Source organism: Thioclava sp. FR2 (genome assembly GCF_051200875.1).
GTDB lineage: Bacteria > Pseudomonadota > Alphaproteobacteria > Rhodobacterales > Rhodobacteraceae > Pseudotabrizicola.
In genome coordinates, this window is the sequence record NZ_CP195191.1 from 1,294,783 (window position 1) to 1,321,049 (window position 26,267).

The following is a 26,267-nucleotide window of genomic DNA, read 5'->3' on the forward strand; positions in this document are numbered from 1 at the left end:
GACCGCCAATTTTCTTGCAAGAAAATTGGTTCCATCCCGCCGCGACCGTTAAGATTTGGTAAAAACGCAGGGCCAAGGCATTGATTTCCTTGGCCCCTTTTTGCGTCCCCGACGGGGACGCTGTTTTCTGTGGGATCTTTAGGTCTTGAACACGCGATAGATTGCGGGGATCACAAGCACGGTCAGCAGGGTCGAGGTGAACAGCCCAAACAACAGACTGATCGCAAGGCCCTGAAAGATCGGGTCGGTCAGGATCGTCACCGCCCCGATCATCGCTGCAATCGCGGTCAGAAGGATCGGCTTGAACCGGATCGCGCCCGCCTCGATAAGGATCTCGGTCTGGCTCTTTGCCGGGTCTGCATGGCGGATGAAATCGACCAGAAGGATCGAGTTCCGCACGATGATCCCCGCCAGCGCGATGAAACCGATCATCGAAGTGGCCGAGAACGGCGCCGCAAAAAGCCAATGCCCCAGCATGATCCCAAGGAAAGTCAGAGGAATCGGGGTCAGGATCACCAAGGGCAAACGGAACGACCCAAACTGCGCCACGACAAGGATATAAATCCCCAGAAGCGCCACCCCAAAGGCCGCCCCCATATCGCGGAAGGTGACAAAGGTCACTTCCCACTCACCATCCCACAAAAGCGTGGTCTTGGTTTCATCCTTGGGCTGACCATGCAGGCTGATCTCGGGCTTGTTTCCCTCGGGCCAATCCATCGCCTCGATTGCATCAGCCACGGCCAGCATGCCATACAGCGGCGCCTCATAATCTCCGGCCAGTTCGGCCGTCACCATTTCGGCCGCGCGCCCGTTGTGGCGGAAGATCGGGAAGCTTGCGAGTTCCTCCTTGACCCGGATCACATCCCCCAACTCGACCACTCCCCGCGCACCGGGAATGACGTTGGCGGGGATCGGCGTCGACAGGAACCGCTCATCCATGACCCGGTCGCCCTTGTCGCGGGCAATCTCCAGAGGGATCGGATGGCGGCCTTCGCCACGATGCGAATAGCCAACCGTCTGGCCAGAGTTCAGCAAGGCAATGGTGTCAAAGACATCCTGTTCCTGCACCTGGAAGAAATCCAGATCGGTGGTGTCGATCGTCGCCCGCAAACGGCGCGCCTGCGTCCCGAAACTGTCATCGACATCGATGACAAAGGGCACAGACTCGAACGCCTGACGGATCAGAGTCGCGGCCTCGCGCCGGGTCTCGGCATCGGGGCCATAAACCTCGGCCAAGAGGGTCGCGATCACCGGCGGACCGGGCGGCGGTTCAACCACCTTGATCGAGGTGCCCTCCGGGGCCGCAACAGCCTTTAGCCGCTCGCGCAGATCCAGCGCGATGTCGTGGCTGGCGCGCTCGCGATCCCCTTTGGGTGACAGATTCAGCGCCACCTCGCCCAGATTGGGCTCTTGCCGCAGGAAGTAATGACGCACCAGACCGTTGAAGTTGAAAGGCGCGGCCGTACCGGCATGGGTCTGCAAGCCGATGACCTCGGGCAATTCCATCGCAATTGTCGCCACATCCTGCGCCACGCGGTCGGTCGCCTCGACACTGGCACCTTCCGGCAGGTCGATGACCACGCTCAGTTCCGACTTGTTGTCAAAGGGCAAGAGCTTGACCGTCACATCCTTGGTGTAAAGTGCCCCAAGCGAACCGAAGGAGAGGACGATGGTCACAATCAGGAACAACCAGCTTGTCCCCTTTGACCGCAGGATCGGGCGGGCAAAGCTTGCATAAAGGCTTCCCAGCCTGCCCCCCGGATGTCCGCCATAGGCATCGTCATGGCCATGGGCAGACATATCGGCCTTGCCCGCGACCTTGACCATCAACCAAGGCGTGATGATCACCGCGACGAAGAAAGAAAAGATCATCGCCGCCGAAGCATTGGACGGAATGGGCGACATATAGGGGCCCATCAGGCCGGACACAAAGAGCATCGGCAGCAGGGCTGCAACCACCGTCAGGGTCGCAACGATGGTTGGGTTGCCCACCTCGGCCACGGCATCCACAGCGGCCCGCGCCCGATCCCGGCCATCCTTCATCCCCCAGTGGCGGGCGATGTTTTCGATGACCACGATGGCATCATCAACCAGAATCCCGATCGAGAAGATCAGCGCGAAAAGCGAGACGCGGTTCAGCGTATACCCCATGACCCAAGCGGCAAAGAGCGTGAGCAGAATGGTCACCGGGATCACGATGGCCACCACAACGGATTCGCGCCAACCGATCGCAAGGAAGACGAGTCCAATGATCGACACCGTCGCAAGACCAAGGTGGAACAGCAGTTCATTGGCCTTTTCATTGGCCGTCTCGCCATAGTCTCGCGTCACGGTCAGCTCGAACCCTTCGGGGATCAGCGTGCCTTCCAAGGCCTCGACGGCATGAAGCGCCTCTTCGGCCACGGTCACGGCATTCGCGCCAGCCCGCTTTGCCACAGCCAAGGTTACAGCGGGGGCACGGCGCAAGCTGCCATCGTCTTCGCGGGTGATCTGCGCCACGATATGATCTGACGCATCCGGCACAAAGGTGACATCAGCCACGTCTGACACATAGACCGGGCGGCCATCGCGCGTGGTCAACAACAGACCTGCCACCTCTGCAGGTGCGGTCAAGGTTTCGCCGGCGACAAGCGCAATCTGTTCACCACCATCGCGCAAAACGCCGGTGTTCAGGCTGCGGTTGGCCTGATTGACCTTGCCCGCCAATTGCTGAAGCGTCACACCATAAAGCGCCAGCCGTTCCGGATCGGGCGCGATGCGGATCACTTCTTGGGCTTCACCGACCAGATAGGTCAAGCCGACCTCGTCCACTTTCGCAACTTCGGCCTGCAACTCTCTGACAATGCGCGTCAAATCGTTTGATGACGCTTCATGCTCGGCCGCTGGCGACAGCGTCAGGGACAGGATCGCAACGTCATCAATCCCCCGGCCAATCACCAAGGGTTCCGGAATGCCCAGCGGGATGCGGTCCATATTGGCGCGGATCTTGTCGTGAACCCGCAACACGGCATCTTCCGACCGCGTCCCCACAAGGAAACGCGCAGTCACCATCGCATTGTCATCGCGGGTCTGCGAATAGACATGCTCGACCCCGTTGATGCCTTTCACAAGAACTTCAAGGGGTTCGGTGACAAGCTTCACACCATCTTCGGCCTTCAGACCGGGGGCCTGAACGTGAATATCGACCAAAGGAACCGAAATTTGCGGCTCTTCTTCGCGTGGCAGGCTGATCAGCGCCACCATACCCGCCGCAACTGCTGCCAGAATGAACAGCGGCGTCAACGCGCTTTTGATAAAGGCTTGGGTCAGGCCACCGGCAATGCCAAGGCCCTTGTTATGTGACTTGCTCATTCCCCAGCCTCCACGATCTCGTCGCCGGGTTCGAGGCCCGAGACGATTTCAACCATCACCTCACCGTCGATCTGATGCACTTCGCCCGGCACCACGGCGCGCGGCCCGGCGGAAGTTTCGACGAAATCCAAGCCGTGATTGGTCACAAGGGCCGATTGTGGCACCAGCAAAGCCTGCCGTTCGCCAACCGGCAAACGCACCAGAACGCGGGCATCGACAAAGCGGTCGGTCAGCCCGGCCACATCGACATCGGCAATCACGCGGCCATTTTCAATCAGCGGATAAATGCGGGCCAAAGTTCCTTCGGCCTGACCATCAGGGCCCGTGATGCCAATCGTGTCGCCCTCTTCCAACGCCATCGCATGACGCTCTGGCACTGCAAGGCGCAGGAACGTGCCACCGCCCCCCAGCACGGCAACAGGTTCACCGGGCATGACCACCGCGCCGACCGAAACCGGCACATCCAGAATTCGGCCCGAGGATGGGGCCAGAACCGCGCCTTCCGCTGCTTGCTGTTCCACCACCTGCCGTTCAGCCGCCACAGCTTCGATCTGGCTTTGCAGCACATCGACCTGCGTCCGCAGCGCATCAAGGCGCTGCACCGTGGTGACACCGCGCTTCAGCAAATCCTCGCCACGCGCCAATTCCGTCTTGGCATTCTCAAGCTGCGCGGCCAGCGAGGCCGATTTTGCGTCAATCGCCTGCATCTGCAGGCCCAGCTTTTCATCGACGATGCGGCCAAGCAATTGACCCGCCGTGACCGTGTCACCCTCCGTCACCGCCAGTTCAACCATCGTGCCACCAAGGCGCGCGCGCGCAGGCAAGCGATCTTTCGTTTCAATCCGGCCATAGACCGATTTCCACTCCGTGATCGTGACCGGGACCAAGGGCTCGGCGCTGGCGACCAAGGGAAGACCAAGGGCAAGGGCGGTCATCAGGGGCAAGCGCATGGGAAATCCTTTCGCGACTCAGGGTTCATCGTGGCAATGTATTCACAATTTTGAATATATTGTCCAGAACTATTACCGCGAGGGCAAGCCAAGCCTCAAAGCCACCCTTTCCGGCGGAAAAAAAGATACGGCAAAAGCGCAGAGAGAAGGATTAGACCCAAAGCCGCAGGGTATCCCCAAGGCATCGAAAGCTCGGGCATCCCCTCAAAGTTCATCCCATAAACCGAGGCCACAAGCGTCGGCGGCAGAAACACGACCGAGACCACCGAAAAAATCTGCATCACGGTATTCTGGTCGATGCTGATCATGCCAAGCGTCGCGTCCAGCAGGAAATTCACCTTTTGCGCAACAAAAGCCGCGTGATCTGATAGGGATCGAATATCGGCGGTCAGATCATGCAACCGCCCTTGATGTTCCGTGGCCTGAGTCGTGCCCGTGTCGTGCCGCAGCCGTTGACCAAAGAACACCGACAGCCGGTCAAGCGTCCCAAGGGAATCGCGGATCACCGAGACAAGGCCCCCCTTTCGCCCGATATCCTCCAGCAAAACCTGCCAACGGGCACTTCGGCGCGCCCTTCCCTGTTGCCGTTCAAAGACGCGGCGCGAAATGGTCTCCACATCCTGACCAGCGCGCTCCAGCACGTCGCCCAGACGGTCAACCATCACTTCCAAAAGTCCAAGCATCACGGCTTCGCCATCCGGGCAGGGCATATGCCCCTTGCCTGCACGCTGCACGAACAACTCAAAAGCCTTCGGTTCGTGGTATCTGATCGTGACCAGCCTTGGCCCTGTCAGGACAAAGGTCACCGGCTCCATGATGGGCTCGTCTGTTTCGCTTTTTGCAGGGATCATCGCTGTCATGAACTGCGCGCCATCTTCTGAATAAAGCCGCGAAGTCTGTTCGATCTCGCGCATTTCCTTGCGCGTCGGCAGGTCTAAGGACAGATCTGCCTCGGTCTGCGCCTCTTCCTCTGGCGTTGGGGTCAAAAGATCAACCCAGACCACTTGGTCAACCGTGGCGCCACCGTTTTCAACGGGCACCAACCGCCCCGCGACAACTCCGTACGATTTCAGCATCTTGCCGCCCCTTTATGGTCCCAAGGTCAAGGCTAGCATGTCTGATTGCGGATGATAGGGGCAAGACAAGGCTTCGATTGACGCCACTCCTCATGCAGAATGGCGAACACCCCCCTTGCGTCTTTCCCGGCGATGACCTAATCACATCGCACCTCACGGCGGCGGGTTGGCGGAGAGGTTACGCAGCGGATTGCAAATCCGTGAAGACCGGTTCGATTCCGGTACCCGCCTCCACTGATTTCCTTTAGCTCTTGCTTTTGCTGCAAAAATTCTTACCGACAGCTTCCTACCCACCATAGGGCCCACCAATCTCGGCGCGGTATAAAAGTTATGGATTGCGCCATGGGTTGAGGTTATGTCCGCCCCTGTTCTCTTGTGCAGGCTGCTAAAATGTTCATCAGCGAGTCGATCGCCGACAACTTGATCGGCGTCGACATCGATATCACCGTCCTTCAGCTACAGTGAAAGTGCATTGAGAATGTGATACATTTGCGCTGTTGGCATCTAGCGCGTTCAATCAGATTGCGTCGCGCGAGCGAACCTTCCTACTCCGTGTTGTACTATTTGCATGGAGTGCCCCGCATGAGTGGTCCGATCTGATTGTTATTGCATGGTCGGTTTTTGGTCTATCGGCACGAGGCTTTCCGGTGCGGGCGGGCGGTATCCCAGAGAGCTATGTGGCCTCACAGTGTTATAGTGGCGGCGCCATTTCTCGATGAGGATTTGAGCCTCGCGCAGGGTATAGAATACCTCGCCATTGAGCAGTTCATCGCGGAACCGGGAATTGAAGCTCTCGCAATAGCCTTTCTCCCACGGTGAACCCGGCTCAATGTAAGCCGTCTTTGCGCCGACCGCGCCGATCCAGTCCCGCACCTTCCTGGCGATGAACTCGGCGCCATTGTCGGACCGGATGAACTCGGGTGGCTCCCGGAGAATGAACAGGTCCGTCAGGGCGTCGACGACGTCGATCGAGTTGAGCTTTCGCCTGACCCGGATCACAAGTGCCTCCTTAGTGAACTCATCAATGATGTTCAGCGTCCTGAACACACGGCCATCGTGTGTCCGGTCCTGGACGAAGTTGTAGGACTAGACGTGGTTCGGGTGCTCGGGCCCAAGCCGCACACAGGCCCCGTCATTCAGCCAGAGCCGGCCTTTCTTGGCCTGCTGCTGGGGAACCTTCAGCCCCTCGCGTCGCCAGATCCGCTCGACGCGCTTGTGGTTCACATGCCAGCCGCTGCTGTTCAGCATGCCGGTGATCATGCGATAACCGTAGCGCCCGAACTGTCGCGCAAGCTCGATGATGTCCTCGGTCAGCCGCTCGCCGTCGAGCTTTCCGCAGGGCACCTTGGGCTGTGTCGAACGGTGTTGTCCCAAAGCGTGGCAGGCCCGGCGCTCCGATATGCCAAGGTCTGCTGCGCATGCTCAACGCACCGCCGGCGACGTGAAGGGCTCAGAAGTTTCCCCGTGCTGCCTCGGTCAGGATCATCTTGTCCAGCGTGAGATCCGAAACTGCACGCCGGAGCCGTTGGTTCTCAGCCTCCAGCGCCTTCAAGCGCTTCAACTGATCCCGGTTCATCCCGCCATACTCTCTACGCCAGCGATAATAGGTCTGAACCGTCACATCGATCTGGCGCACTGCATTAGCGACCGAGCTCCCTTGCGCTTGCAGCACTTCCACCTGCCGAAGCTTCAGAACGATCTCTTCGGGCTTATCTCGCTTCCCAGTCATCCTTTGGTCCTCCTCAAAACGAGATAAACCTATCCCAGTTGGCGGACCACTTCAGTGGGGGCACGACAATCTGGCTTACCGGCAAGTCGGTGGACCAAGCGCTCGCCGATGCAGAGATCGCGGTGCAAGACCAGCTTGACCGCTGACAGGATTGGCCCCGCCCTTTGTCCGGCGGGGCCATTTTTTCCTACGGATACGATGCTTACGATGGCCACAGACCGCTGGACCGTTGCCGATGCAAAATCATGGGGCAAGGCGCATTCATGGGTTTGCGGTCGCAATTAACTGCCCTCAACTGCCGTGAACTTCATTGAGATGTGGCATCCCGAAAGTTTTGATCTGCCGACGATCGAGCGGGAGCTTGGCTGGGCGGCAGAGATTGGCATGAACGCCATTCGGATCAATCTGCAGTACTTAGGCTGGCTGCATGACCGAGACGGCACGCTTGACCGGCTTGATCGTGTGATGGATGTCGCCGCGCGTTTTGGGATTTCTACGGTCCCCTGCCTTTTCGACGATTGCGGATTTGGGGGACAAGCGCCTGTCTGGGGCACTCAGCCCGACCCGATCCCCGGCGTCCACAACAGCCGCGCCGTGGCCTCTCCCGGTCGCAGGGCCGTCATGGACCCTAGCCTTCGTCCGTCACTGCAGGCTTACGTCCGCGACATCATTGGCTCCTTCCGCTCGGACAACCGGGTGCTGTTCTGGGACCTTTACAATGAGCCCGGAAATCTCATGGAGTTTCATGAGAATGGGTTCAGCACTTTTGCCGAAGATCTCGAACCTGCTTCGCTCACGCTGATGCGCGATAGTTTTGACTGGGCGCGCGCCGAGACACCAAAGCAGCCCCTCACTGTCGGAGCATAAAGCGCTACTTCATTGGGAAGCGCGACCCCGCACTTCGCGACCGAGGCCGACCAAGAGGCACTGGCACTGTCTGACATCCTGACCTTCCATGCCTATCTCGACCATGAAAGTGTTTCGGCGATCATTCAGGCACTATCCGCGAATGGCCGTCCGATCTTCTGCACCGAGTGGATGGCCCGAGCCGTCGACAGCCGCTATGCAGACCAGTTGCCACTTTTCCAGGCTCAGGGGGTCGGATGCTTTCAATGGGGCTTCGTCAAAGGCCGCACCCAGACCCACCCGCCTTGGCCCGAAGCCTTGGTCCGCGCCCATGGCGGCCGCAGTGACGATCAAAACTGGTTCCACGACCTCCTTTGGGAAGACGGCAGGCCTTATGATGATGCTGAGATTGATGTGATCCGTGCCGCAATAGACGGCAGGATAAAGCGCAACACCGCGTCGAGGAGAGCGTAACGGGTGTGGCCTTGCAAAAGGTGGTCGATTGGCGCAAGCGGAATTATGTATTTCGTCAGGCCCAAAGCAGACCTTCGGCGTCTCTGTCTCAAAAGCCTGCTTTCCGCCCCGTGCGTCGTCGGCTGGGCTATCGACGAGTTCGGCCCAACGCGGACGGTCGACACGGCCCAAGTCTTTAGTGCAACAATCCCTTGAGCAGCCGTTCGATGGCCAATTGTTCGCTACGGTCGGGGCGAACGAGCCAGCTACTCACTTCCCAGATCGCGCCCTTTTCATGATTTCTTTCAACTCCTCCTCCCAGATGCCAAGATTTTCGCGGATCAATTTCGAATAGGGGCTGTTCTCGCTGTGGGGGTCGTCGCTTTCGATGAAGGCCTGCGCCGTTTCCACCATGGTCCGGCGGTCAAATTCCTCGAAGATGCCAATCAGTTTCTCGGCCTCGTCGCGCGGGTGGCCGATCGCCTCGAACACCGAACGCGCGGCGCGGATTGAGCTGTCGTAGGTCTCTCGGATGATGTCACGGCAACCGGCCGCCCAAAGATCGTAGACATGCCAGCGGTCGATCGCGCGGGCCACCACATGGACCTTGGGGTGATGGTCGTGCATATAGCGGGCAAGCTCGGTTGCGGCTGCCTTGTTGTCGATGGCGATCACGAAAACATCGGCCTCTTCGATCCCGGCGGCGTGCAAAAGATCGGGGCGTGTGGCATCGCCGAAATACGCGCTGAGGCCAAAGCGGCGCAGCATGGCCAGTTGCTCGTTGCTGTAGTCGACAACCGTGGTTTGGTAATCCGCCGCCTGAAGCGCCCGGTTCACGACCCCGCCAAAGCGCCCGTGCCCGGCGATGATGATCCTTGCATTGGGCGCGATCTCGTCGGCCTCCCGTTCCTGCTGGCGCGAATAGCGGGGCGCGATCACCCGGTCATATATGATGAACAAGGCAGGGGTCAGCAGCATCGACAGTGCTACGACAAGCAGCAAAAGATCCGCCACCGCAGGCGGAACAACTGCGTTGGCCACGGTAAAGGAAACCAGCACAAAGCCGAACTCCCCGGCTTGCGCCAGACCCAAGGCGAATAGCCATTTGTCACCCCCGGCCAGCTTAAAGACGCGCCCCAAGCCCAGCATGACCGCGCATTTCAGAACAATCAGGCCAAGCGTCAGGCCAAAGACAAGGCCAAGGTTTTCCCCCAGCAGGGCGAAATCGATGCTAGCTCCGACGGTGATGAAGAACACGCCAAGGAAGATACCTTTGAAGGGGGCGATATCGCTTTCCAATTCATGACGATATTCGCTGTTGGCCATTACGACACCCGCAAGAAAGGTGCCGAGCGCAGGCGAGAGCCCCACCATCGTCATCAAAAGTGCGATCGCCAGAACCATCATCAATGCCGTGCTGACGAAAAGCTCGCGCAGCCGCGCCCGGGCGACATAGCGAAAGATCGGTCCCGTGAGATAGCGGCCCGCGATGATCACGGCGCCGATGGCCGCAAGCGTCACCAGTGCCGTTTGCCAACCCGGCAGGCCTTCGACCAGACTAAGGCTTAGGCCCGTTTCGCCGTGACCGCTGCCATGGTCCTCCCCTTGGCCGAAAGCAGCCATGAGCTCGGGCAAGGCCAGCAAGGGGATCAGCGCCAGCATTGGGATCACGGCAATGTCCTGGAACAGCAGAACCGAGAAGCTGGCCTGCCCCCCGTCGCTGCGCATCAGGCCCTTTTCGTTCAGCGTCTGGGTGACAATCGCGGTGGAGGACATGGCAAAGATCATGCCGATGGCCAGAGCCACCGACCAGACCTGCCCCAGCGCCATGGCAACCGCCATCACAGCCAATGTCGTCAGGCCAACCTGCAATCCGCCCATCACAAAGATCCGCGACCGCATGGCCCAAAGGACTTTGGGCTGCATCTCAAGCCCGATCAGAAACAGCATCATCACCACGCCGAACTCGGTGAAATGCTGCAACGCGATGACATCCACCTCCGCCCAATGCAGAACCGGCCCGATGGCGATGCCTGCGATCAGATAGCCCAAAACGGACCCCAAACCAAAGCGCGAGGCCAGCGGGACGGCGATCATCCCGGCAAGGAAGATGGTAAAGGTGGTGAACATGAATTCTGCGGTCATCGCGGGTCCTTTGGCTTCGGGGAAATCTGTCAGGAAACCTGCATCAGGTGCTGACGCGGAGCGCAGCCGAACTTGCGCGAATAGTCGCGGCTGAAGTGGGTTGGGCTTTCGTAACCCACCTCGAAACTTGTCGACGAAACAGAGCGCCGCCCGTCGCGCAGCAGGGAGTGCGCCTCGATCAGGCGCAGGTCCTTGAGATATTGCAGGGGCGTCGTCCCAGTGACCGATTTGAAATGTTCGTGGAACGACGACTGGCTCATGCCTGCAAGCCGGGCGAGGTCAGCAACCGCCAGTGGGGCGCGAAACTCTTGCCGGATCCGCGCGATGGCCTTGGCGATGCGGCTGGCGTGGCTATCGACCGACAAGAGGTTGCGCAGCATCCCGCCAAGCGGCGACAGAAGCAGGCGGAAGTGAATTTCCCGCAGGACTGCGGGGCCCAACACCTGCGCGTCAATCGGCCGGTCCATCATGGCAAGGTATCGGGCCAGCGGCTCTGTCCACTCTCCCCCCGCAATACTGGCGCAAAGCGAGCGTGCCTCCGGCTCATCCGTTACCGCGTCTCCCACCTGTTCATAAAGGCTGCGGACAATCCCCAGATCCAGCGACAGGATCAGCGCAAGATAGGGGGCCGCTGGGCTGGCTTCGGTGATTTTCGAGGTCACCGGCAGGTCGTGGCTGACCAAGAGCGCGTCTCCCCGCCGCAGTATCACCGACTGTGTCCCGACCCCAGTTTCTTTACTGCCTCGCAAGATCAGGCAGACAACCGGGTTATAGACGACCGCCTCAAAGTCGCTGACGCTTTCGCGGCGCAAGACATGAATGTTCGCAAGCGCACCCGCTCGCCCTTCACTCCTAAGGGCAAAATATCGCTCTGCCTGCTTTTCAAGCGCGTCCAGCATGATTGTCCCCCATTGATCCTGCATATCCATTCCAGCCGAGCGATTCATCTGGAAATCCGGCTGATTGGAGGAATTGGCAGGAATGATGGAGGATATGGCAGGAACACCCGGATGCGACCGCCTAGGATCCTGCCAACCCACATGCCAAGGAGATCAAGGATGGCGACTGCGCAACCAACATTACGCCTTAACGCTGACACCGCGATCCCGGCCGTCGGATTTGGCACCTATCTCATTTCCAGCGAGGCGGCCCCCGAGGCTGTCAGCGCCGCCATCGCCGCCGGCTATCGTCATATCGACACTGCGTCAGGCTATCATAACGAGGTTGCCGTCGGCGAGGGCATCCGCCGGGGTCTTGCTGCCGAAGGTCTTACGCGGACCGACATCTTCGTGACCACGAAGCTTTGGCCCGGCCACCCTGCATGGGGTGACCCGCCCAAAGACGCGGCTCAGACAATCGCCGAATGTGAGGCCAGCCTTGCCCGGTTGGGGTTGGACTATGTCGATCTCTACCTGATCCACGCACCCTATGGCGGCGAAAAGCGGTTGGACCAATGGCGCGCCCTCTTACAGTTGAAAGAGGCTGGCAAGGCGCGTGCGGTCGGGGTGAGCAATTTCAACATCGGCCATCTAGAAGAAATCCGTGCGGCCGGATTGCCGATGCCCGATGCCAATCAGATCGAGTTGCACCCGTGGTCGCAGAAACCCGACCTGCGGGCCTATATGGCCGAGCAGGGCATCGCGCCCATCGCCTATAGCAGCCTTGTTCCGCTTTCCGCCTGGCGCAGCGAACCCGGCCAAGCCAGCTCCAAGACCGACGAGATGCGCGCCGATGGTGGCGCCTTTGCCGATATGGCGGCCAAATACGGTATCAGCGAGGCCCAAGTCCTGCTGCGCTGGGGCGTCCAGAACGGATTTGCCGTGCTGCCCAAAAGCCAGAACTCAGACCGGATGCGCCAGAACCTTGACCTGTTTAGCTTCACTCTCGACGACGCGGACATGGCATGTCTGGCAATCATGGATCGCGGCGACGGCGTGGCTTGGGCAACGGGCGATCCGAGCAAATAGAGGGAAATAAGCACGCAGGTCAGGCTCGGACCTGAGCCTGACAGTATCCTACATCCAAAGCAAGCGCAGATATTCAGTCGGACCCGGCCCAAAGATCCCAGCCGAAGACCGTCGCATCAGCAAGGCACCTGTCCCGAACCGGTCACTCGGGCAGGGTGAAACCAAATTTCACAGAGTTTGCGTCTTGGGAGTGCGGCGCCAGCCTATCCTTATGGGTGACTTGGCCGCCGGGCCTTAATCCTCTGGCTTGGGGGTGGGTTTTCCTGCCTCGGCGACCAAGGCGGTCAACCTATAGAAGCCATGCACCATCTTCGAAAGCGGCATCAGCAGGAACAGGACCATAACGTTTGCCAGATGGATGGCTACAAGCGGGGCGACCAAGGGCGTTCCGGTCGCGGCATATAGCGCAAGCCCGGTAAAAGCGACGAGGGTAAGCAACAGGATAAACGCCATCTCGCCCCCCCAGACCCTTGCCGCCCCCAGCGCCGGATCGGCGCGCAGCTTCAGCCATGCCAGACCACCGCCTCCGATCACCATCATCACCCCGCCGGGGATGCCCAAGATCTTGGGCAGCGAAAACAACGGGTAAGGCGCCTGCCAGCCAAGGGCATAATGCATCACCGTGCCGCTGGCGGTCGAGGCAAAGCACAGCAGGAAGCCATACATCATCAGCTGATGGAACACCCGGCGGCGATCCGAGAAACGGTCGCCGTTCTCGAAATTGCAGCCTTCACCATGCCCGCCCGAGAGGTTCTTCATCCGCGCGACGCTATGCAGCGCTTGCAGGATATGCGCCAGCCGCACCCGGCCGCCGCCGACCTCACGCCAGTAATCGCGCAACGACAGGGCGATTAGCGCCAAAGGCAGCAGGAAGGCCGGCACGAAGATCGCCACCAGAGTATTATGGGCAAGATGGGCGTAGAACCCAGCGCCGCTCTCAGGGCGAAGTGCGGTCAGCGCCCAGAAGAACCACGCCAGCGCAATCGCCAGAAGTCCCGCCACCGCGACGCCCTGGGTTTGGAACAGCCGCGCAAGCGCCTGCGGACGGGCAAGGCGTTCCCAGCTTTCCACACGCACTTCGGCGAGGACCGCAGGAATGTTCAGGGCGAACTCGTGCGGCTCGGTATATTGGCAGGCATAGTAGCACCCCCGGCAATTGTGGCAGAGGTTCGCCAGTTGCGTCAGGTCGCCATCGGCAAAGGCCTTTTGGCGCGTCATCGCGGGAAAGACGGCGCAGAACCCTTCGCAATAGCGGCAGGCGTTGCATATCTCGATCTGGCGGCGTGCCTCTTCTGTGGCGGTCAGCGATGTGAGGTCAAGCGACATGGGCGGCGGACTCCTTGCCTGCGATGCGTCCGAAGACGGTTCCGATGGTCATGCCGAACCCGGCCAGATAGCCCTGACCCAGAATCGAGCCGGCCATGATCTCTCCGGCGGCCCAAAGGTTGCGGATTGGTCCGGCGGGGGTGTGCACCTGCGCGCGTGCGTCAACCTTCAAACCCAGATAGGTAAAGGTCACGCCGGGGCGCAGCTGATAGCCGTAGAAGGGCGGCTTATCGAGCGGGCGCGCCCAGTTGGTTTTCGGCACGTTCAGCCCTTCAGTGCACAACCCATCGAGTTCGGTCGGATGGAACGGGCCGGGGCGGCAGGCGGCGTTGAACCCGTCCACCGTGCGGCGCACGGCTTGCGGATCAAGGCCCATCTGGGTGGCCAGCCCTTCGATCGTGTCGGATTTCACCGGCGGAAAGACCGAGGGCATGAAAAGGTCAATGGATTTAGCATCAATCAGCGCATAGCCCACCTGATCGGGTTGCGCCGCGACCAGCCGGCCCCAGATCGCATAGCGCTTGGGCCAGACATCCTGCCCTTCGTCATAGAAACGGTCGCCGTGCTTGTTCACCACGATGGAAAACGGCACACAGTCCAGCCGGGTGACGATGCCGCCATCGTATTTCGGCGCTCGCCCGTCGATGGCGACGGCGTGGCATTGGGTGGGGTCGCCCACGCTTTCGGCGCCCTGGTCCAGCAGGTCGCGCAAGACCACGCCGCGGTTATAGGGCGTGCCCCGGATCAGGAAGTTGCGCGCCGCCGGCCCCCAGGCGCGGGCTAGCCAGTCGATATCGGCCTGAAACCCGCCCGAGGCCAGCACGAATGCGCGGGCCTTCACGGTCACCGGCCGACCGGAGATCTCGGCTTCCAAATGGGTAATCTGGTCGCCGTCAAGATGCACATGGGTCACTTGCGCCTCATAGGCGACTTTGACGCCAAGGTCGGCGGCCGTGTTGTAATAGGCGTTCACCAGCGCCTTGCCGCCGCCCAGGAAGAAGGCATTGGTGCGCGACAGGCTGAGCGTGCCGGAAAGCGACGGCTGGAACCGCACGCCATGCGCCTGCATCCAGGGCAGGCATTCCTCGGACGAGCGGATGGCAAGCCGGGCCAGCCCTTCGTCGGTCTTGCCCTTGGTGACCAGCATCAGATCGTGCAGGTATTCCTCTTCTTCATAAGCGTCTGTCAGTGGGAACATCGGGCCGCGATGCATGCAGCGGAAGTTGCGGGTGTGGCGGCTGTTGCCCCCGCGATAGGTTTTCGGCGCGCCTTCCAGAATCAGAACGCAGGCCCCGGCTTCGGCGGCGGTGATGGCGGCGCAAAGCGCGGCATTGCCACCGCCCACAACGGCCAGATCAAAGGTTTCGGGCCAGTCTTTCATACGTCATCCTCTAGCATCAGGTCGCGGTCGCGCATCCCGCGGATACGCGCCGAAAGGGCAGCATCGACATGCGCGCGCATTGCAGCTTCGGCACTTGCGCCATCGCGCGATTGAAGCGCCGCCAGCACGCGCGCATGTTCCGCAACGGCGGAAGAGGCGCGGGATGGGTCTGCCAGTGTGGTCGGGCCTAGGATGAGCAGCGTCTTTTGCAGCACGCTCATCGATTTCAGCAAGAAGCGGTTGCGCGCGGCTTCGAGCAGCATGCGGTGAAACTGCCGGTTCAACTCGCGCGCTGGCGGGCCGGCGGCGGCATGTGCAAGCTCGGCATTCAATGCGGCGAGTTCCGCAAGTTCGATATCGGATGCCGCGCGAGCGGCCAAGCGCGCAGCGGTGCCTTCCAGCACGGCGCGCATTTCGTAAAGTTCGACCATCTCGGCGTGATCTAGGCTGCGGATGGTGGCCCCTTGTCGGGGTAAGTGGGCGACCAGACCGTCCGCCTCAAGCTGGCGGATCGCCTCGCGCACGGGGGTGCGGCTGATGCCAAGCCAATCCGCAAGTTCGGTCTCGCGCAGCCGTGCACCGGGGGCCAGCGCGCCGCTGCGGATTTCCTCCAGCAACCGGCGATAGGCGCTTTGGCCCTGAGGAAGTTCGCTGTCATCGGCCATGAAACGACTCACTTGCGGTGGATGTGTCCACGTGTATACATTTGGATACAATATCGCGCAAGGAACCTGTTCATGCCCTCGGAATTGCCGAAACGCGCGGTGACGCTGATCCTGGCTTTGATCGGGACGGCGCTGTTTTTTCTGTTGGGCCTGCCCTTGCCGTTCCTGTTCGGAACTTTGGCCGCCTGCCTGTTGGCCGCGCTGGCCGGGGTCAGGCTGAAAGGGATGGGCACTGTCTCTACCCTTGCGCGCACGGTTCTCGGCGTCGCCGTCGGCGCCTCGATCACGCCCGAGGTTGTCGGTCGCATCCCGCAGATGACGGGCAGCGTTGCCTTGGTGTTGGTCTATGTCGGGATCATCGGGCTGGTCGGGTTCCCCTATTTCCGCCGACTGGGGTTTGACCCGGCAACAGCGTGGTATGCAGCCATGCCGGGCGGGCTTCAGGATATGGTGAGTTTTGGGCAAGAGGCGGGCGGCGATGCCCGCGCCCTTGCGCTGATCCATGCAACGCGGGTGCTGATCATCCTGACGCTGGCCCCGATCATCCTGACTGCGCTTTACGGCGCAGACCTGACCGGAGCCGTCGGCGCGCCACTGCGTGACCTGCCGCTGGGCGAGCTTGCGCTTTTGGCCGGGGCGGCGGTGGTGGGCTGGAAGGGGGCGGAGCGGATCGGGCTTTTCGGGGCCACGATCCTTGGCCCGATGATCCTGACGGCGGCCCTGTCCTTGGGCGGCCTGATCCATACCCGCCCGCCAGCTGAGGCGATCCTGGCTGCGCAATTGTTCATCGGTATCGGAATCGGCGTGCAATATGTCGGGGTAACACTGCGCGAGTTGCGCAGCTTCATCCTGTCGGGCCTGGGCTTTGTCGTGCTGCTGGCGGCCCTTGCCGCGATCTTTACCGAAATCGTGACCCTGACCGGCCTTGCCCGGCCGGTTGAGGGGTTTCTGGCCTTCGCCCCCGGCGGACAGGCAGAGATGACGGTGCTGGCGCTGGTCTCGGGGGCCGACCTTGGCTTTGTCATCCTGCACCACATCACCCGGATGGTGTTCGTGATCCTTGGCGCGCCCGTGGCGGCGCGTCTGGTCGGGGCGAGGCCGGGGCGACAGGACGGCCCTAGCCCTTCCGGCCCCAAACCTCGGGGTTGATCATGTGGATCGGCGCGCCGTCCGCATAGGCATTGATCTGATCGAAGATATCGGAAAACTGCAGATCGAACTCGTCCTCGGTCACATAGCCGATATGCGGGGTCGGCAGCACGTTCGGATGGGTCAGCAAGGGGTGGCGGCTGTCGCGCAGGGGTTCGGTGTCGAACACATCGACCGCCGCGAAGATCCGCCCCCTGGCGATTTCCGCCTCAAGAGCGCCGGATTCGATCAGGCCCGAGCGTGAGGTATTCACCAACAGGCTGCGCGGGCGCATGGCGGCTAGGTCTGCGGCGGTGAGGATGCCCTTGGTTTCAGGCTTCAGCCGCACATGCAGGCTGACGATATCAGAGGTGGCAAAGAAGGCCTCGCGGCTGTCGGCGACGGTTTTACCATCGGCCCGCGCCCGGGCGCGGCCCGCGTCAGAGGCCCACCATTGCACGCGCATCCCCAGCGCAAGGGCATAGGTTTCGACCGCTTGCGCAATGCGGCCATAGCCGTATAGGCCAAGCGTCCGGCCCCTGAGCGTGCGGCCCACACCCATCTGCCATTCCCCTCCCCGGATGCTGGCAACTTGTTCGGGGATCTGTCGGAAACTGGCCAGCATCAGCGCCAGCGTCAGTTCCGCCGCGGCGTAGGACGGGGTGTCGCTGTGCATGTTGGACGAAAGCAGCACACCATTGCGGGTGCAGGCCGCCACATCGACATGCGGGTAGACGCTGCGCTGGCTGATCAGGCGAAGGTTTGGCAGACGGTCGAGCAAGTCCGCGCCGATACGTGTGCGCTCGCGGAAAAGCACCAGCGCTTCGGCCTCTTGCACGCGTTCGGCCAGACGGGTCGGGTCGGGTTCGTGGTCGGTCCAGACCGTTACGTCATGACCCGCAAGCTTGGCGAAACAGGGCAGCCCGCGCAGCGTATCGAACCAGTCGTCAAGGATGTGAACCTTCATTTCCCGCCCCAGATCTCTGCCGGCACCATGATCTCACCCCGCGCCAGCAGCCGCGCGGTGCGCAGCAGGCCGGCGGATTTCAGGGCAAAGCCATCAGGACCGTTTTCATAATCCACCGTCACATCAATAACCCCGCCGGGATGTTCGATCAGGACGATGGCGGGTTGGCCCTGGGGCGGGGTCGGCAGGCCTTCGGCCACGGTCCCCGGCGTCAGCACGCAAGAGGCCAGACATTGCGCCCCTGTCACCGCCATCGTCGGGTGGCAGTTGCGCGGCATGAAATAGCGCGCGGCAATAGTGCCGCCATCGCGCGGCGGGGCGAGAAGTGCGAATTTCGGCGTGACGGATTGGCTGACATCGCCCATGCCCATGAGCCGCCCGGCCTCTTGGCGGATCGGCTCCATCCGGGCATAGAAATCGCGGTTGGCGTCCAGTTCGTCGGCCGTCTCATAGCCCGTCAGGCCGAAATCGGCGGCGCGGGCGATGACGATGGGCATGGCCACGTCCATGCAGGTCACCTCAATACCGCCGACCACGTTGCGCAAGCTGCCCGTCGGCAAAAGCGCCCCGGTAGACGCCCCCACCACATCCATGAAGTTCAGATAGACCGGTGCCGCCGTGCACGGAACGCCATCAATTGCGGCGCTGCCTGCGTATTCCACCTGGCCGCCGGGAGTTTGCACAACCGCCTCGACCCGCGCCTCGGTGTTGACCGAACGGATGCGGACACGCGTCACATCGCCTTGCGGCGCGATCAGCCCCATCTCCAGCGCGGCGGGTCCGACGCCCGACAGGATATTGCCGCAGGTCGGCTTGAAGTCGACCAGACCATCCTCGACGCTGACTTGGGCAAAGAAATAGTCGATGTCACAGCCCTCGGTTTCCGACCGCGACAGCATGGCGACCTTGGTGGTCACGGCCGCCCCACCGCCGATGCCGTCGATGTTCAGCTTGTGACCCGAACCAAGCGCCGCAACCAGCACCCGCGCCAAGGTCTCGCGATCTTCGGGCAGGTCCTCGCGGCGGAAATAGGGCCCGCGCGAGGTGCCACCGCGGAAGAAATGAAATGGAATGGCGGTCTGGGGCATGTCAGGACTCCGTTATCATCGTTGCGAGTCGCCCGCCGAAAGCGGCCGTGCCAAGGGCGCCACCCAGATCAGGCGTGCGGGTTTCAGGGCGCGAAAGCGCCGTATCGAGAGCAAGGTCGATGGCATCGGCGGCATCGGCCGCGCCAAGGTGGCGCAAAAGCATGGCCGCCGACCCGATAAGCGAGGCGGGGTTGGCGCGATCCTGTCCTGCAATGTCAGGGGCCGAGCCGTGCTGCGCCTGCGCGACCGCTGCCGTGGTGCCAAGGTTGAGCGAGGCCGCAAGACCAAGACCGCCGGCGATTTCCGAAGCTAGGTCAGACAAGATGTCGCCGAACATGTTGGTGGCAAGGATCACGTCGAACCGGGAAGGGTTGCGCACCAGATGGGCGGCGGCGGCGTCCACAAGGATTTCCTCGTGCGCCACCTGCGGATAGCGGGCTGCCACCTTGCGAACCTCGGACAGAAATAGCCCATCCGATATGCGCAGCACATTGGCCTTGTGGATCGTGGCGACCCGTTTGCGCGGACGGCTTGCGGCAAGCGCGAACGCCGCCTCGGCGATGCGGGCGCTGCCTTTGGCGGTGATCTTGCGCATGGCAATCGCGACATCGGGTTCCACAAGGATTTCGCCCGAGCCCGAGGCCATGTTGCGGTCGGCATAAAACCCTTCGAGGTTTTCGCGCACGATCACCAGATCGGTTTTCGCCGCGACCGGGCGCGGGGTGCCCGGGCGAGAGCGGGCCGGGCGGATATTGGCGTAAAGGCCAAGCTCACGGCGCAAGACGCCCGAGGGGTTCAACCCGCCCCCGGCCACCGGCGGATAGGCGTTGTGCGACACTGGCCCCAGAATGACCCCCGCCGCCGCCTTTGCCGCCGCAATCACCTCGGGCGGCAGGGTGGTGCCATGGCGGGCCAAAGCGGCAAAACCGATTTCGGCATGGCTGAGCCGCAGCGGCACATCAAACCGCGCGGCCGCCGCGGTGATCACCGCCACCGTGGCGGCGGTGATTTCCGGACCGATTCCATCGCCTTCAAGAACGAGGACGTCCATTGCCGGGCGCTCAGCGGAAGGGCCAGGGCAGATCGACCGCGTCCTGCAGCACGCCGGACGGGAAGTTCAGCGCCAGCGCCCAGGCCAGAAGCAGGATGAACCCCGCCGCCGCCGCTGTCATCAGCACCACCGCGACCGGACCGGCCTTGGCGCGGACGATCAGGAAGACCGGGAAGAAGATCAGCATCGCGCCGTAGAACCCGATCAGCGCCGTCAGCGCGACCAACCCGGCAATCCATGCCAGACCGCCCCACAGAGTGCCGATCCCCTCTTGACCGACGTGATCGCCAGTCAGCTCACCGTCAAAATGGGCGTGATGGCCGGTCTTGCCCCGCACCAATTGCGGGATCAGGATCGCCAGCATCCCCAAACCGATGAGCGACACCGAAAGCGGGAAGATCTGCCCAAGGAAATCGTGTTTCAGCGAGTCCGTCAGCGCCACCACCAGAAGTGCCGCCATGGCAACCGCAAAGCCGATCTGCGGCAGATGCGCCTTCTGCGAGGGCACGTCGGGTGCGTCATCAGAGTTGGGCACGACCGAGCCATGTTCGTCGACCCGGTTGCGCAGGCCGAAGAACACCGAAGCCAGCGTCATCAGCCCAATGATGATCACCCCCGGACGGCCAAGGAACGACCAGCCGTTGAACTGCAACGCCTGATAGAAATAGGTCTCGGCCTGCGGTGCCAGCACATAGCCAATCAGAAGCGCCGGGCGCGGCCAGCCAAAGCGCTTCATCAGGACGCCAAGAACACCCAAAGCCAAAAGCGCGACCAGATCGGCCAGTGACCGCGTGGCCTGGAAGGCGGCAAAGCAGATCAGCGCGATCATGAAGGGGGCAAGACGCTGAAAAGGGATTTGGGTCAGCCGGGAAATCGGGATCGCCAAAGCAAGGCAGATGCCCGCCCCCATGACATTGGCCAGCGCCAGCGACCAAACCACCGAATAGGTGATATTGAGGTCGGCCCCCACCATTGACGGGCCGGGTTGAATGCCTAAAAGAACCATCCCACCCAAGAACACCGCCATCGCGCCCGAACCGGGAATGCCGAACAGCATGGTCGGCAAAAGCGCGCCGCCCTGCATCGCGTTATTCGCGCTTTCCGGGGCGATCACCCCGCGAATGTCGCCCTTGCCGAACTGGGGGTCCTTCTTTTCGGTCTGGACGGCATGGCCATAGGCGATCCAGTCGACAACCGAGCCACCCAACCCCGGAATGGCGCCGATGATGCAGCCGATACCGGCGCAGCGCATCGACAGCCACAGATTGCCCCACCAGTCCCGCAGACCCTGAAACCAGCCCGAGCCAAGCGCATGGCCCGAAGCGATGGCCGAGTTCTTGCGCAGAAGGTCTGCGATTTCGGGAATGGCGAAGAAGCCAAGCCCCACGATCACCAGAGGAATACCGTCATAAAGATAGTCGGAACCGAAGATCATCCGGAACTCGCCCGTGGCCGGTGCGCCACCGATCGAGCCGATGATCAGGCCGATGCAGCAGGCGGCCAGCCCCTTGGCCAGACTGCGCCCGGCCAGAACCGCAACCATCGACAGGCCGAAAAGCGCCAGCATGAACAACTCGGCCGACCCGAAGGACAGGATGATCGGCCGGGCGATGACGACAAACCCCGTCAGCACCACCGCACCGAAGATCCCCCCCGCCATCGACGAGATGAACGCGGCCGACAGCGCCCGCGCAGCTTGGCCCTGGCGGGCCAGCGGGAAACCATCCAGCACCGTCGCCTGACTGGCCGACGAGCCGGGAATACCCATCAGAACCGAGGAAAAGGTGTCTGATGTCGGGATGACCGCCACAAGGCCGATCAGCATGGCCAAGGCAGTGATTTCATCCATGCCATACAGAAAGGGCATCAGAAGCGACAAACCCGCAATGCCGCCCAGACCGGGGATCACGCCAATCACCAGCCCGACCGACACGCCGACGAGCATGTAAAGCAGGTGCTGGAACGACAGCAGTGTGCCAAGTGCAGAAAATAGGGCATCGACCACGGCGAATTCTCCCGTGTTGATCGCGCGGCGGCGACAGGTCAGTGATGGATTTGGAAAGGGCAATTGCGGACGCCCGTTCAGGGCGCCCGCTGGATTGCAGGGCGAGACTTATTCTTCGCCGAGTTTCACGCCGTAGTCAGAGGCCAGCATTCCGGCCACTTGTGCGCGCAATTCCGGAGCGATGGACGTGCCCTTTTCGAACAACGCCTGCGCCAGATCGCCAGTGACCTGCTCATAGGTGCCCAGAACGGCCTCGGCGCTGGCCTGATAGTCCGGATCGGCCTTCATGTCTTCAAAGGCCTTCTGGTAGGCGGCCACGATGTCATCGGGCGTGTCCTTGGGCAGGAAGACCATCTTCTGTGCCGGGAAACCGGCGGTGAAAAAGGCGAAATAGGCGTCGTATTCCGGGCCCGAAGGGGCCGCGCCGGTCAGGGTCTGATAGGCTTCGGCGAAAGAGGGCAGATCAGGGAAGGTCGGGTCGCGCACGACCTCGCCTGCCTCGTTCAGAACGCCCCAGCTGAACAGCGGCACGGCTTGGCCTGCATCCACCAGAGGCTGGACGTTTTTGATGTAGGCGGACGAGGTCTGATAGTCGATGTTCACCTCGCCCCGTTCGAAGGCCAGACGGCCATCGCCGCGCCCCTTGAAGCCGAACACGTGCTGAACGTTGAAGCCCATCAGCCGGAAGCCCAGAAGCGGCACCAGATCAAGCGAGGTTGCGCCTTGGCTGGCATAGACCAGATCTTTTCCCTTCAGCGCGGCAATATCTTCTGGCACCTTCAGACCCAGAGACGGGCTGGTATAGACCACGCCGCCAGTCGGGCTGGCCATGGCAATTTTCCAGTCCTTGTATTCGTACCGCACGCGCGGATCGCCCAAAAGATAGGGGAACTGGGTCGAGCCCGAGGTGCCAAGAATGGTCAGCCCATCGGGCTTGGCGCGGGCGGCAAAAAGGTTGGTGCCTTTGGTCGAGCCGCCACCCGGTTCGTTCACCACGACCACGACCGGATTGCCCGGCAGGTACTTGGACAACAGTGGCGCATTGAACCGCGCCCAAGTGTCCGAACCGCCACCGGCGGAGAAGGGGATGATCCATTCAATGGTCTGCCCCGAGAAATTGGCTTCCGCCGCGGCTGGCCCGGCAAGGCCCAATGCCATCGCGCCCGCGGCAAGCCCAAGCGCCACCCGGCGCGTGATGTTGATATCCTTGGTCATATCTTCCTCCCGTTATCATCAAAGCACACCTGCGCTGCCAAAGCAGCGGTCAGGAGCGCGACCATTCTTGATTTCTCCTCCCAAGAACGGCTTGATGGGCAATCTACGATCTGTTCCTGTCTGAAACCTGTCTGGAGGCCACAAAGTCCTTTCATGCGTGTCATCCTGATTGAAGACAATCGAAGCCTTGCGAAAGGCATTGAAAATGCTCTGAAAGATCTGGGGCATGCCGTCGATCATCTGGAGGACGGGCTGGAAGCAGATGCCTTTCTAAGCCGGGAAGAGGCGGATGTGGCCATTGTCGACGTCAACCTGCCGCGCCTGTCAGGGATCGAAATCGTCCGCCGACAGCGCGCCCGGGGCAATGGGATTCCCGTGCTGATTCTGACCGCGCGGGGCAAGACCTCGGAAAGAGTCGAGGGGCTGGAGGTTGGCGCGGACGACTATCTGGTCAAGCCTTTTGACATGGCCGAACTTGTGGCAAGACTGCGGGCCCTGGCGCGGCGGCGGCCGCAGGTTGCGCCATCGCAGGAAACCGTGGGGCAACTAGTCTATGACCGCGTGCAACGCGTTCTTTTGTCAGAGGGGCGCAATCTGGATTTGCCCCGGAGAGAGCTTGCGCTGTTCGAATTGCTTTTGGAACATCGCGGGCGGCTGATCGAAAAGGACCGCATATCCGATGCGCTCTATGGGTCGGGCAGCTCGGTCGAACCCAATGCCATCGAACTTCTCGTGTCGCGTCTGCGGCGCAAACTGGATGGATCAGGCGTCGCCATCCGCACTGCGCGCGGCCTTGGCTATATGTTGGACGACGGTTGATGTTGCCGCGCCTGTCATTGCGGGGGCGGTTGTTCCTGCTGCTGATTGTCCCGCTGATCGTGGTCGCCGGCGCTGCATCTTTCGCCCGCTATATCGCAGCCAAGCATATCTCTGAGGAACTCTATGACAATACCCTGCTGGCCGTCGCCCTGACGATATCGCGCGATGTCGTGCTGTCTGAAGGGGATGTGCTGACCGAACAGTTGCTGGACGAACTGACCACCGCCCTGGGCGATCCTGTTTACTATCGAATCACAGGGCCTGGCGGCAGTTTTGTCACGGGATATTCCGACCCGCCGGATATTCCCCTTGGCGCAAATGTCGAAGGCGGAACCCCGGTTTTCTTTGACAGCACGTCACTGGGACGCCCCGTTCGCGCGATTGTTCTGCGTGAATTCATCAGCGAGCCGCAATTCGGCGGCTGGGTGACGGTAGAAGTCTGGCAGACTGTCGGACAACGGCTGGCCTTGTCGCGCAAGCTTTTGGCGCAATCATTCATGCTTTTGGGGTCGATCCTGATGACGGCATCGTTGATCCTGTGGTTCGGTATCCAGCTGGGTCTGAAACCCCTTCTGGATCTGCGCGATGCGATTGACCAGCGCAGCGCCGACGACCTGCGGCCGATCCGGCGTTGGGTTCCACCAGAGTTGCGCCCGTTGGTGCAGACCGCAAACTCACTGTTCGACCGGCTGTCGCGCGCATTTGCCCTGCGCGACAGTTTCATCTCGGATGCGGCACACCAGATGCGCAACCCTGTGGCGGCCATTCAAAGCCAGGCCGAAGCTGCCATGAGCGCGCCCACCGAGGCAGAGTTGCGCGTTCGTGTCGCCGATCTGGTCGAAAGCGCCCGTGCGAGCAGCCGTCTTACCTCGCAACTTCTATCGCTCGAGCGGGTGCGCGGGCGCAGTCTGAAAGAGTTTGTGCAACCGGTCGACCTTGTCGCGTTGATCCGCGAGAGAGTGCGCGCCTTCGCCGAAGCACAGTTGCGGCGCGATGTGGATGTGGATTTTTCCGTGACTGGCACGGTTCGGCCGGTGGAGTGCGATCCTGTGCTGGTGGACGAGATGGTGGTTAACCTGCTTGATAACGCGGCCAAATACGCGCTACGCCCTGGGGGACGGATGGAGGTGTCGGTCGAGTTCACGCCGCACACGGTTCATCTGCGCTTCGCCGATGACGGACCCGGTATTCCAACCGAAATGTGCGAGCGTATTTTCGATCGTTTTTTCCGTCTCGATGGTGATCAGTCCCATGGCTGCGGGTTGGGGCTGGCCATTGTGAACGATGTCGCCACAGCGCATGGCGGAACCGCCCATTGCATGTCCGATGGCAAAGGCGCGATATTTGAGGTCACCTTGGCGCGTTAGGCCGTCGGGATCATCGACCTGCCGCGCGCGCGATGTCGTTCAGTCCCTTGCCGCGCAGCACTCCTCAATCCGATTGGCGGCCTCAGCATTTCACGTCGAACGACCGCTTTGGCGCGACCGCGCAACTTTGGTGTTGCATCGCCATCCGTCCGCTTTCCGCCCGCCAGAACGGTGTCGACGTGATCGGGCGTTACAACAATCGCACAGCACAGGATCAAGCTGTTCTAGAGCGCCGATATCTGCCTCTCTAACCATCAGGTCTTTCTGCGCTCTTTCCATTTGTTCCATCTGTTTCGTTGGGCCTCAACAATTCGGGCGCGGCCCTCTGCGGTGCGCGGACCAGTAGATTTTCCGCCGTGAAAACGGCAGCGTTCATTGCCGGGCATGACCCGAATGGTGCAGAAGCCTCCGGCCCGGGTTCTTGCATTGCATGGCGGCCGTTTTTTTGCAGGCAGGCATTTGCCGCGATCATCAAGGCCCCTTGCCCGCATCCTGCGATATACCTGTCCTTCGCAGTCGTTGCAGACGGTTTGATAGTTTGGATGTAAGAGCTTTGTTGCTGGGCAAATGCGGTAATCCACCGGTCCGCCTCATTGATGATTGATGTTGTTTTGCACGGACATCCATAAACCGACGACACTGACGCCGCGGGATTGGCCAAGGCCACAGATCATAGGGCCCGGCTGATTGCACCAGTCGTGCCAACGCAGTTAGGTCAAGGACTTAGCCTGGATTAGG

21 protein-coding genes, 1 tRNA gene and 1 pseudogene are annotated in these 26,267 nt (G+C 61.4%); 8 read left to right on the forward strand and 15 right to left on the reverse strand.

The annotated features are described in order from the left end of the window. Positions 1 to 138 precede the first annotated feature (138 nt). The 3 genes from ACSBLW_RS06130 to ACSBLW_RS06140 form a co-directional block, all read right to left on the reverse strand. Entirely contained in the window at positions 139 to 3,351 is a 3,213-nt protein-coding gene (locus tag ACSBLW_RS06130; protein ID WP_435259348.1) for an efflux RND transporter permease subunit, read from the reverse strand. Next, positions 3,348 to 4,286, reverse strand: coding sequence for an efflux RND transporter periplasmic adaptor subunit (locus ACSBLW_RS06135; RefSeq protein WP_435259349.1), 939 nt, complete (start codon positions 4,284 to 4,286; stop codon positions 3,348 to 3,350). Before ACSBLW_RS06135 ends, ACSBLW_RS06130 begins: the two co-directional genes overlap by 4 nt. A 110-nt stretch (positions 4,287 to 4,396) precedes the next feature. Next, positions 4,397 to 5,377: a magnesium transporter CorA family protein gene (locus ACSBLW_RS06140; protein ID WP_435259350.1), complete on the reverse strand. Its 981-nt coding sequence runs from the start codon at positions 5,375 to 5,377 to the stop codon at positions 4,397 to 4,399. 160 nt (positions 5,378 to 5,537) lie between these two features. On the opposite strand from ACSBLW_RS06140, the gene ACSBLW_RS06145 reads away from it, so the two are divergent. Further along, positions 5,538 to 5,611, forward strand: a tRNA-Cys gene (locus ACSBLW_RS06145). A 369-nt stretch (positions 5,612 to 5,980) separates the two neighbouring features. Here the strand turns inward: ACSBLW_RS06145 and ACSBLW_RS06150 are convergent. Continuing rightward, a pseudogene (locus tag ACSBLW_RS06150) lies at positions 5,981 to 7,106 on the reverse strand (IS3 family transposase). Between the two features lie 300 nt (positions 7,107 to 7,406). On the opposite strand from ACSBLW_RS06150, the gene ACSBLW_RS06155 reads away from it, so the two are divergent. Continuing rightward, on the forward strand, positions 7,407 to 7,973 hold the full coding sequence (locus tag ACSBLW_RS06155; RefSeq protein ID WP_435259351.1) for a hypothetical protein: 567 nt from the start codon (positions 7,407 to 7,409) through the stop codon (positions 7,971 to 7,973). 12 nt (positions 7,974 to 7,985) lie between these two features. Beyond that, the gene (locus ACSBLW_RS06160; RefSeq protein WP_435259352.1) at positions 7,986 to 8,426 is read left to right on the forward strand and encodes a hypothetical protein; all 441 of its coding nucleotides are present in this window, start codon (positions 7,986 to 7,988) and stop codon (positions 8,424 to 8,426) included. Between the two features lie 249 nt (positions 8,427 to 8,675). On the opposite strand, the gene ACSBLW_RS06165 is transcribed toward ACSBLW_RS06160, so the two are convergent. Both ACSBLW_RS06165 and ACSBLW_RS06170 read right to left on the reverse strand, forming a co-directional pair. Continuing rightward, positions 8,676 to 10,550: a cation:proton antiporter domain-containing protein gene (locus tag ACSBLW_RS06165; protein WP_435259353.1), complete on the reverse strand. Its 1,875-nt coding sequence runs from the start codon at positions 10,548 to 10,550 to the stop codon at positions 8,676 to 8,678. 29 nt (positions 10,551 to 10,579) lie between these two features. Next, positions 10,580 to 11,497, reverse strand: a complete 918-nt coding sequence (locus ACSBLW_RS06170; protein WP_435259354.1) for an AraC family transcriptional regulator — start codon at positions 11,495 to 11,497, stop codon at positions 10,580 to 10,582. Positions 11,498 to 11,608: 111 nt separating this feature from the next. Between ACSBLW_RS06170 and ACSBLW_RS06175 the strand changes: the two genes are divergently transcribed. Continuing rightward, complete coding sequence (locus tag ACSBLW_RS06175; RefSeq protein ID WP_435259355.1) at positions 11,609 to 12,517, forward strand: aldo/keto reductase; 909 nt, start codon at positions 11,609 to 11,611, stop codon at positions 12,515 to 12,517. Between the two features lie 234 nt (positions 12,518 to 12,751). Here the strand turns inward: ACSBLW_RS06175 and tcuB are convergent, their stop codons facing one another. The 3 genes from tcuB to ACSBLW_RS06190 are packed head-to-tail and all read right to left on the reverse strand — an operon-like array spanning position 12,752 to position 15,889. Then, the gene (gene tcuB, locus ACSBLW_RS06180; protein ID WP_435259356.1) at positions 12,752 to 13,843 is read right to left on the reverse strand and encodes a tricarballylate utilization 4Fe-4S protein TcuB; all 1,092 of its coding nucleotides are present in this window, start codon (positions 13,841 to 13,843) and stop codon (positions 12,752 to 12,754) included. Further along, positions 13,833 to 15,224 (reverse strand): FAD-dependent tricarballylate dehydrogenase TcuA, encoded by a 1,392-nt coding sequence (tcuA, locus tag ACSBLW_RS06185; RefSeq protein WP_435259357.1) that lies wholly within the window; start codon positions 15,222 to 15,224, stop codon positions 13,833 to 13,835. Before tcuA ends, tcuB begins: the two co-directional genes overlap by 11 nt. Further along, entirely contained in the window at positions 15,221 to 15,889 is a 669-nt protein-coding gene (locus ACSBLW_RS06190; protein ID WP_435259358.1) for a GntR family transcriptional regulator, read from the reverse strand. The genes tcuA and ACSBLW_RS06190 overlap by 4 nt, the downstream gene beginning before the upstream one ends. A 72-nt stretch (positions 15,890 to 15,961) precedes the next feature. On the opposite strand from ACSBLW_RS06190, the gene ACSBLW_RS06195 reads away from it, so the two are divergent. Further along, positions 15,962 to 17,038 (forward strand): AbrB family transcriptional regulator, encoded by a 1,077-nt coding sequence (locus tag ACSBLW_RS06195; protein ID WP_435259359.1) that lies wholly within the window; start codon positions 15,962 to 15,964, stop codon positions 17,036 to 17,038. On the opposite strand, the gene ACSBLW_RS06200 is transcribed toward ACSBLW_RS06195, so the two are convergent. From ACSBLW_RS06200 to ACSBLW_RS06220, 5 genes are all read right to left on the reverse strand, one after another. Beyond that, positions 17,007 to 17,984 carry a D-2-hydroxyacid dehydrogenase family protein gene (locus ACSBLW_RS06200; RefSeq protein ID WP_435259360.1) on the reverse strand — a complete coding sequence of 326 codons (978 nt, stop codon included), beginning with the start codon at positions 17,982 to 17,984 and terminating at the stop codon, positions 17,007 to 17,009. The genes ACSBLW_RS06195 and ACSBLW_RS06200 overlap by 32 nt on opposite strands. Further along, a complete protein-coding gene (locus ACSBLW_RS06205; RefSeq protein WP_435259361.1) occupies positions 17,981 to 19,072 on the reverse strand; it encodes a 4-oxalomesaconate tautomerase in 1,092 nt (363 codons plus the stop codon). Before ACSBLW_RS06205 ends, ACSBLW_RS06200 begins: the two co-directional genes overlap by 4 nt. Position 19,073: 1 nt before the next feature. After that, complete coding sequence (locus ACSBLW_RS06210; RefSeq protein ID WP_435259362.1) at positions 19,074 to 20,123, reverse strand: isocitrate/isopropylmalate dehydrogenase family protein; 1,050 nt, start codon at positions 20,121 to 20,123, stop codon at positions 19,074 to 19,076. A 10-nt stretch (positions 20,124 to 20,133) separates the two neighbouring features. After that, the gene (locus ACSBLW_RS06215; protein ID WP_435260053.1) at positions 20,134 to 22,068 is read right to left on the reverse strand and encodes a tripartite tricarboxylate transporter permease; all 1,935 of its coding nucleotides are present in this window, start codon (positions 22,066 to 22,068) and stop codon (positions 20,134 to 20,136) included. Positions 22,069 to 22,236: 168 nt separating this feature from the next. After that, complete coding sequence (locus tag ACSBLW_RS06220; protein WP_435259363.1) at positions 22,237 to 23,343, reverse strand: tripartite tricarboxylate transporter substrate-binding protein; 1,107 nt, start codon at positions 23,341 to 23,343, stop codon at positions 22,237 to 22,239. Positions 23,344 to 23,496: 153 nt separating this feature from the next. Between ACSBLW_RS06220 and ACSBLW_RS06225 the strand changes: the two genes are divergently transcribed. From ACSBLW_RS06225 to ACSBLW_RS06235, 3 genes are read left to right on the forward strand one after another with little or no spacing between them, the layout of a single operon-like run. Beyond that, complete coding sequence (locus ACSBLW_RS06225; protein ID WP_435259364.1) at positions 23,497 to 24,162, forward strand: response regulator; 666 nt, start codon at positions 23,497 to 23,499, stop codon at positions 24,160 to 24,162. Further along, positions 24,162 to 25,529, forward strand: a complete 1,368-nt coding sequence (locus ACSBLW_RS06230) for a sensor histidine kinase (protein ID WP_435259365.1) — start codon at positions 24,162 to 24,164, stop codon at positions 25,527 to 25,529. Before ACSBLW_RS06225 ends, ACSBLW_RS06230 begins: the two co-directional genes overlap by 1 nt. A 32-nt stretch (positions 25,530 to 25,561) precedes the next feature. Continuing rightward, positions 25,562 to 25,780, forward strand: coding sequence for a hypothetical protein (locus ACSBLW_RS06235; RefSeq protein WP_435259366.1), 219 nt, complete (start codon positions 25,562 to 25,564; stop codon positions 25,778 to 25,780). Positions 25,781 to 25,783: 3 nt separating this feature from the next. Here ACSBLW_RS06235 and ACSBLW_RS06240 read toward each other — a convergent pair whose 3' ends face one another. Continuing rightward, the gene (locus tag ACSBLW_RS06240) at positions 25,784 to 26,020 is read right to left on the reverse strand and encodes an HGGxSTG domain-containing protein (RefSeq protein WP_435259367.1); all 237 of its coding nucleotides are present in this window, start codon (positions 26,018 to 26,020) and stop codon (positions 25,784 to 25,786) included. Between the last annotated feature and the right edge of the window lie 247 nt (positions 26,021 to 26,267).

Excerpts from the sequence above, each read along its gene's own strand:
- ACSBLW_RS06140 (WP_435259350.1), bottom strand. The coding sequence starts at position 5,377 with ATGCTGAAATCGTACGGAGTTGTCGCGGGGCGGTTGGTGCCCGTTGAA.
- tcuA (WP_435259357.1), bottom strand. The coding sequence starts at position 15,224 with ATGAAAGACTGGCCCGAAACCTTTGATCTGGCCGTTGTGGGCGGTGGC.
- ACSBLW_RS06205 (WP_435259361.1), bottom strand. The coding sequence starts at position 19,072 with ATGCCCCAGACCGCCATTCCATTTCATTTCTTCCGCGGTGGCACCTCG.
- tcuB (WP_435259356.1), bottom strand. The coding sequence starts at position 13,843 with ATGTCGCTTGACCTCACATCGCTGACCGCCACAGAAGAGGCACGCCGC.
- ACSBLW_RS06175 (WP_435259355.1), top strand. The coding sequence starts at position 11,609 with ATGGCGACTGCGCAACCAACATTACGCCTTAACGCTGACACCGCGATC.
- ACSBLW_RS06215 (WP_435260053.1), bottom strand. The coding sequence starts at position 22,068 with ATGCTCGTCGGCGTGTCGGTCGGGCTGGTGATTGGCGTGATCCCCGGT.
- ACSBLW_RS06170 (WP_435259354.1), bottom strand. The coding sequence starts at position 11,497 with ATGAATCGCTCGGCTGGAATGGATATGCAGGATCAATGGGGGACAATC.
- ACSBLW_RS06130 (WP_435259348.1), bottom strand. The coding sequence starts at position 3,351 with ATGAGCAAGTCACATAACAAGGGCCTTGGCATTGCCGGTGGCCTGACC.
- ACSBLW_RS06235 (WP_435259366.1), top strand. The coding sequence starts at position 25,562 with ATGTCGTTCAGTCCCTTGCCGCGCAGCACTCCTCAATCCGATTGGCGG.
- ACSBLW_RS06165 (WP_435259353.1), bottom strand. The coding sequence starts at position 10,550 with ATGACCGCAGAATTCATGTTCACCACCTTTACCATCTTCCTTGCCGGG.
- ACSBLW_RS06195 (WP_435259359.1), top strand. The coding sequence starts at position 15,962 with ATGCCCTCGGAATTGCCGAAACGCGCGGTGACGCTGATCCTGGCTTTG.
- ACSBLW_RS06135 (WP_435259349.1), bottom strand. The coding sequence starts at position 4,286 with ATGACCGCCCTTGCCCTTGGTCTTCCCTTGGTCGCCAGCGCCGAGCCC.
- ACSBLW_RS06240 (WP_435259367.1), bottom strand. The coding sequence starts at position 26,020 with ATGCGGGCAAGGGGCCTTGATGATCGCGGCAAATGCCTGCCTGCAAAA.
- ACSBLW_RS06200 (WP_435259360.1), bottom strand. The coding sequence starts at position 17,984 with ATGAAGGTTCACATCCTTGACGACTGGTTCGATACGCTGCGCGGGCTG.
- ACSBLW_RS06210 (WP_435259362.1), bottom strand. The coding sequence starts at position 20,123 with ATGGACGTCCTCGTTCTTGAAGGCGATGGAATCGGTCCGGAAATCACC.
- ACSBLW_RS06230 (WP_435259365.1), top strand. The coding sequence starts at position 24,162 with ATGTTGCCGCGCCTGTCATTGCGGGGGCGGTTGTTCCTGCTGCTGATT.
- ACSBLW_RS06190 (WP_435259358.1), bottom strand. The coding sequence starts at position 15,889 with ATGGCCGATGACAGCGAACTTCCTCAGGGCCAAAGCGCCTATCGCCGG.
- ACSBLW_RS06225 (WP_435259364.1), top strand. The coding sequence starts at position 23,497 with ATGCGTGTCATCCTGATTGAAGACAATCGAAGCCTTGCGAAAGGCATT.
- ACSBLW_RS06220 (WP_435259363.1), bottom strand. The coding sequence starts at position 23,343 with ATGACCAAGGATATCAACATCACGCGCCGGGTGGCGCTTGGGCTTGCC.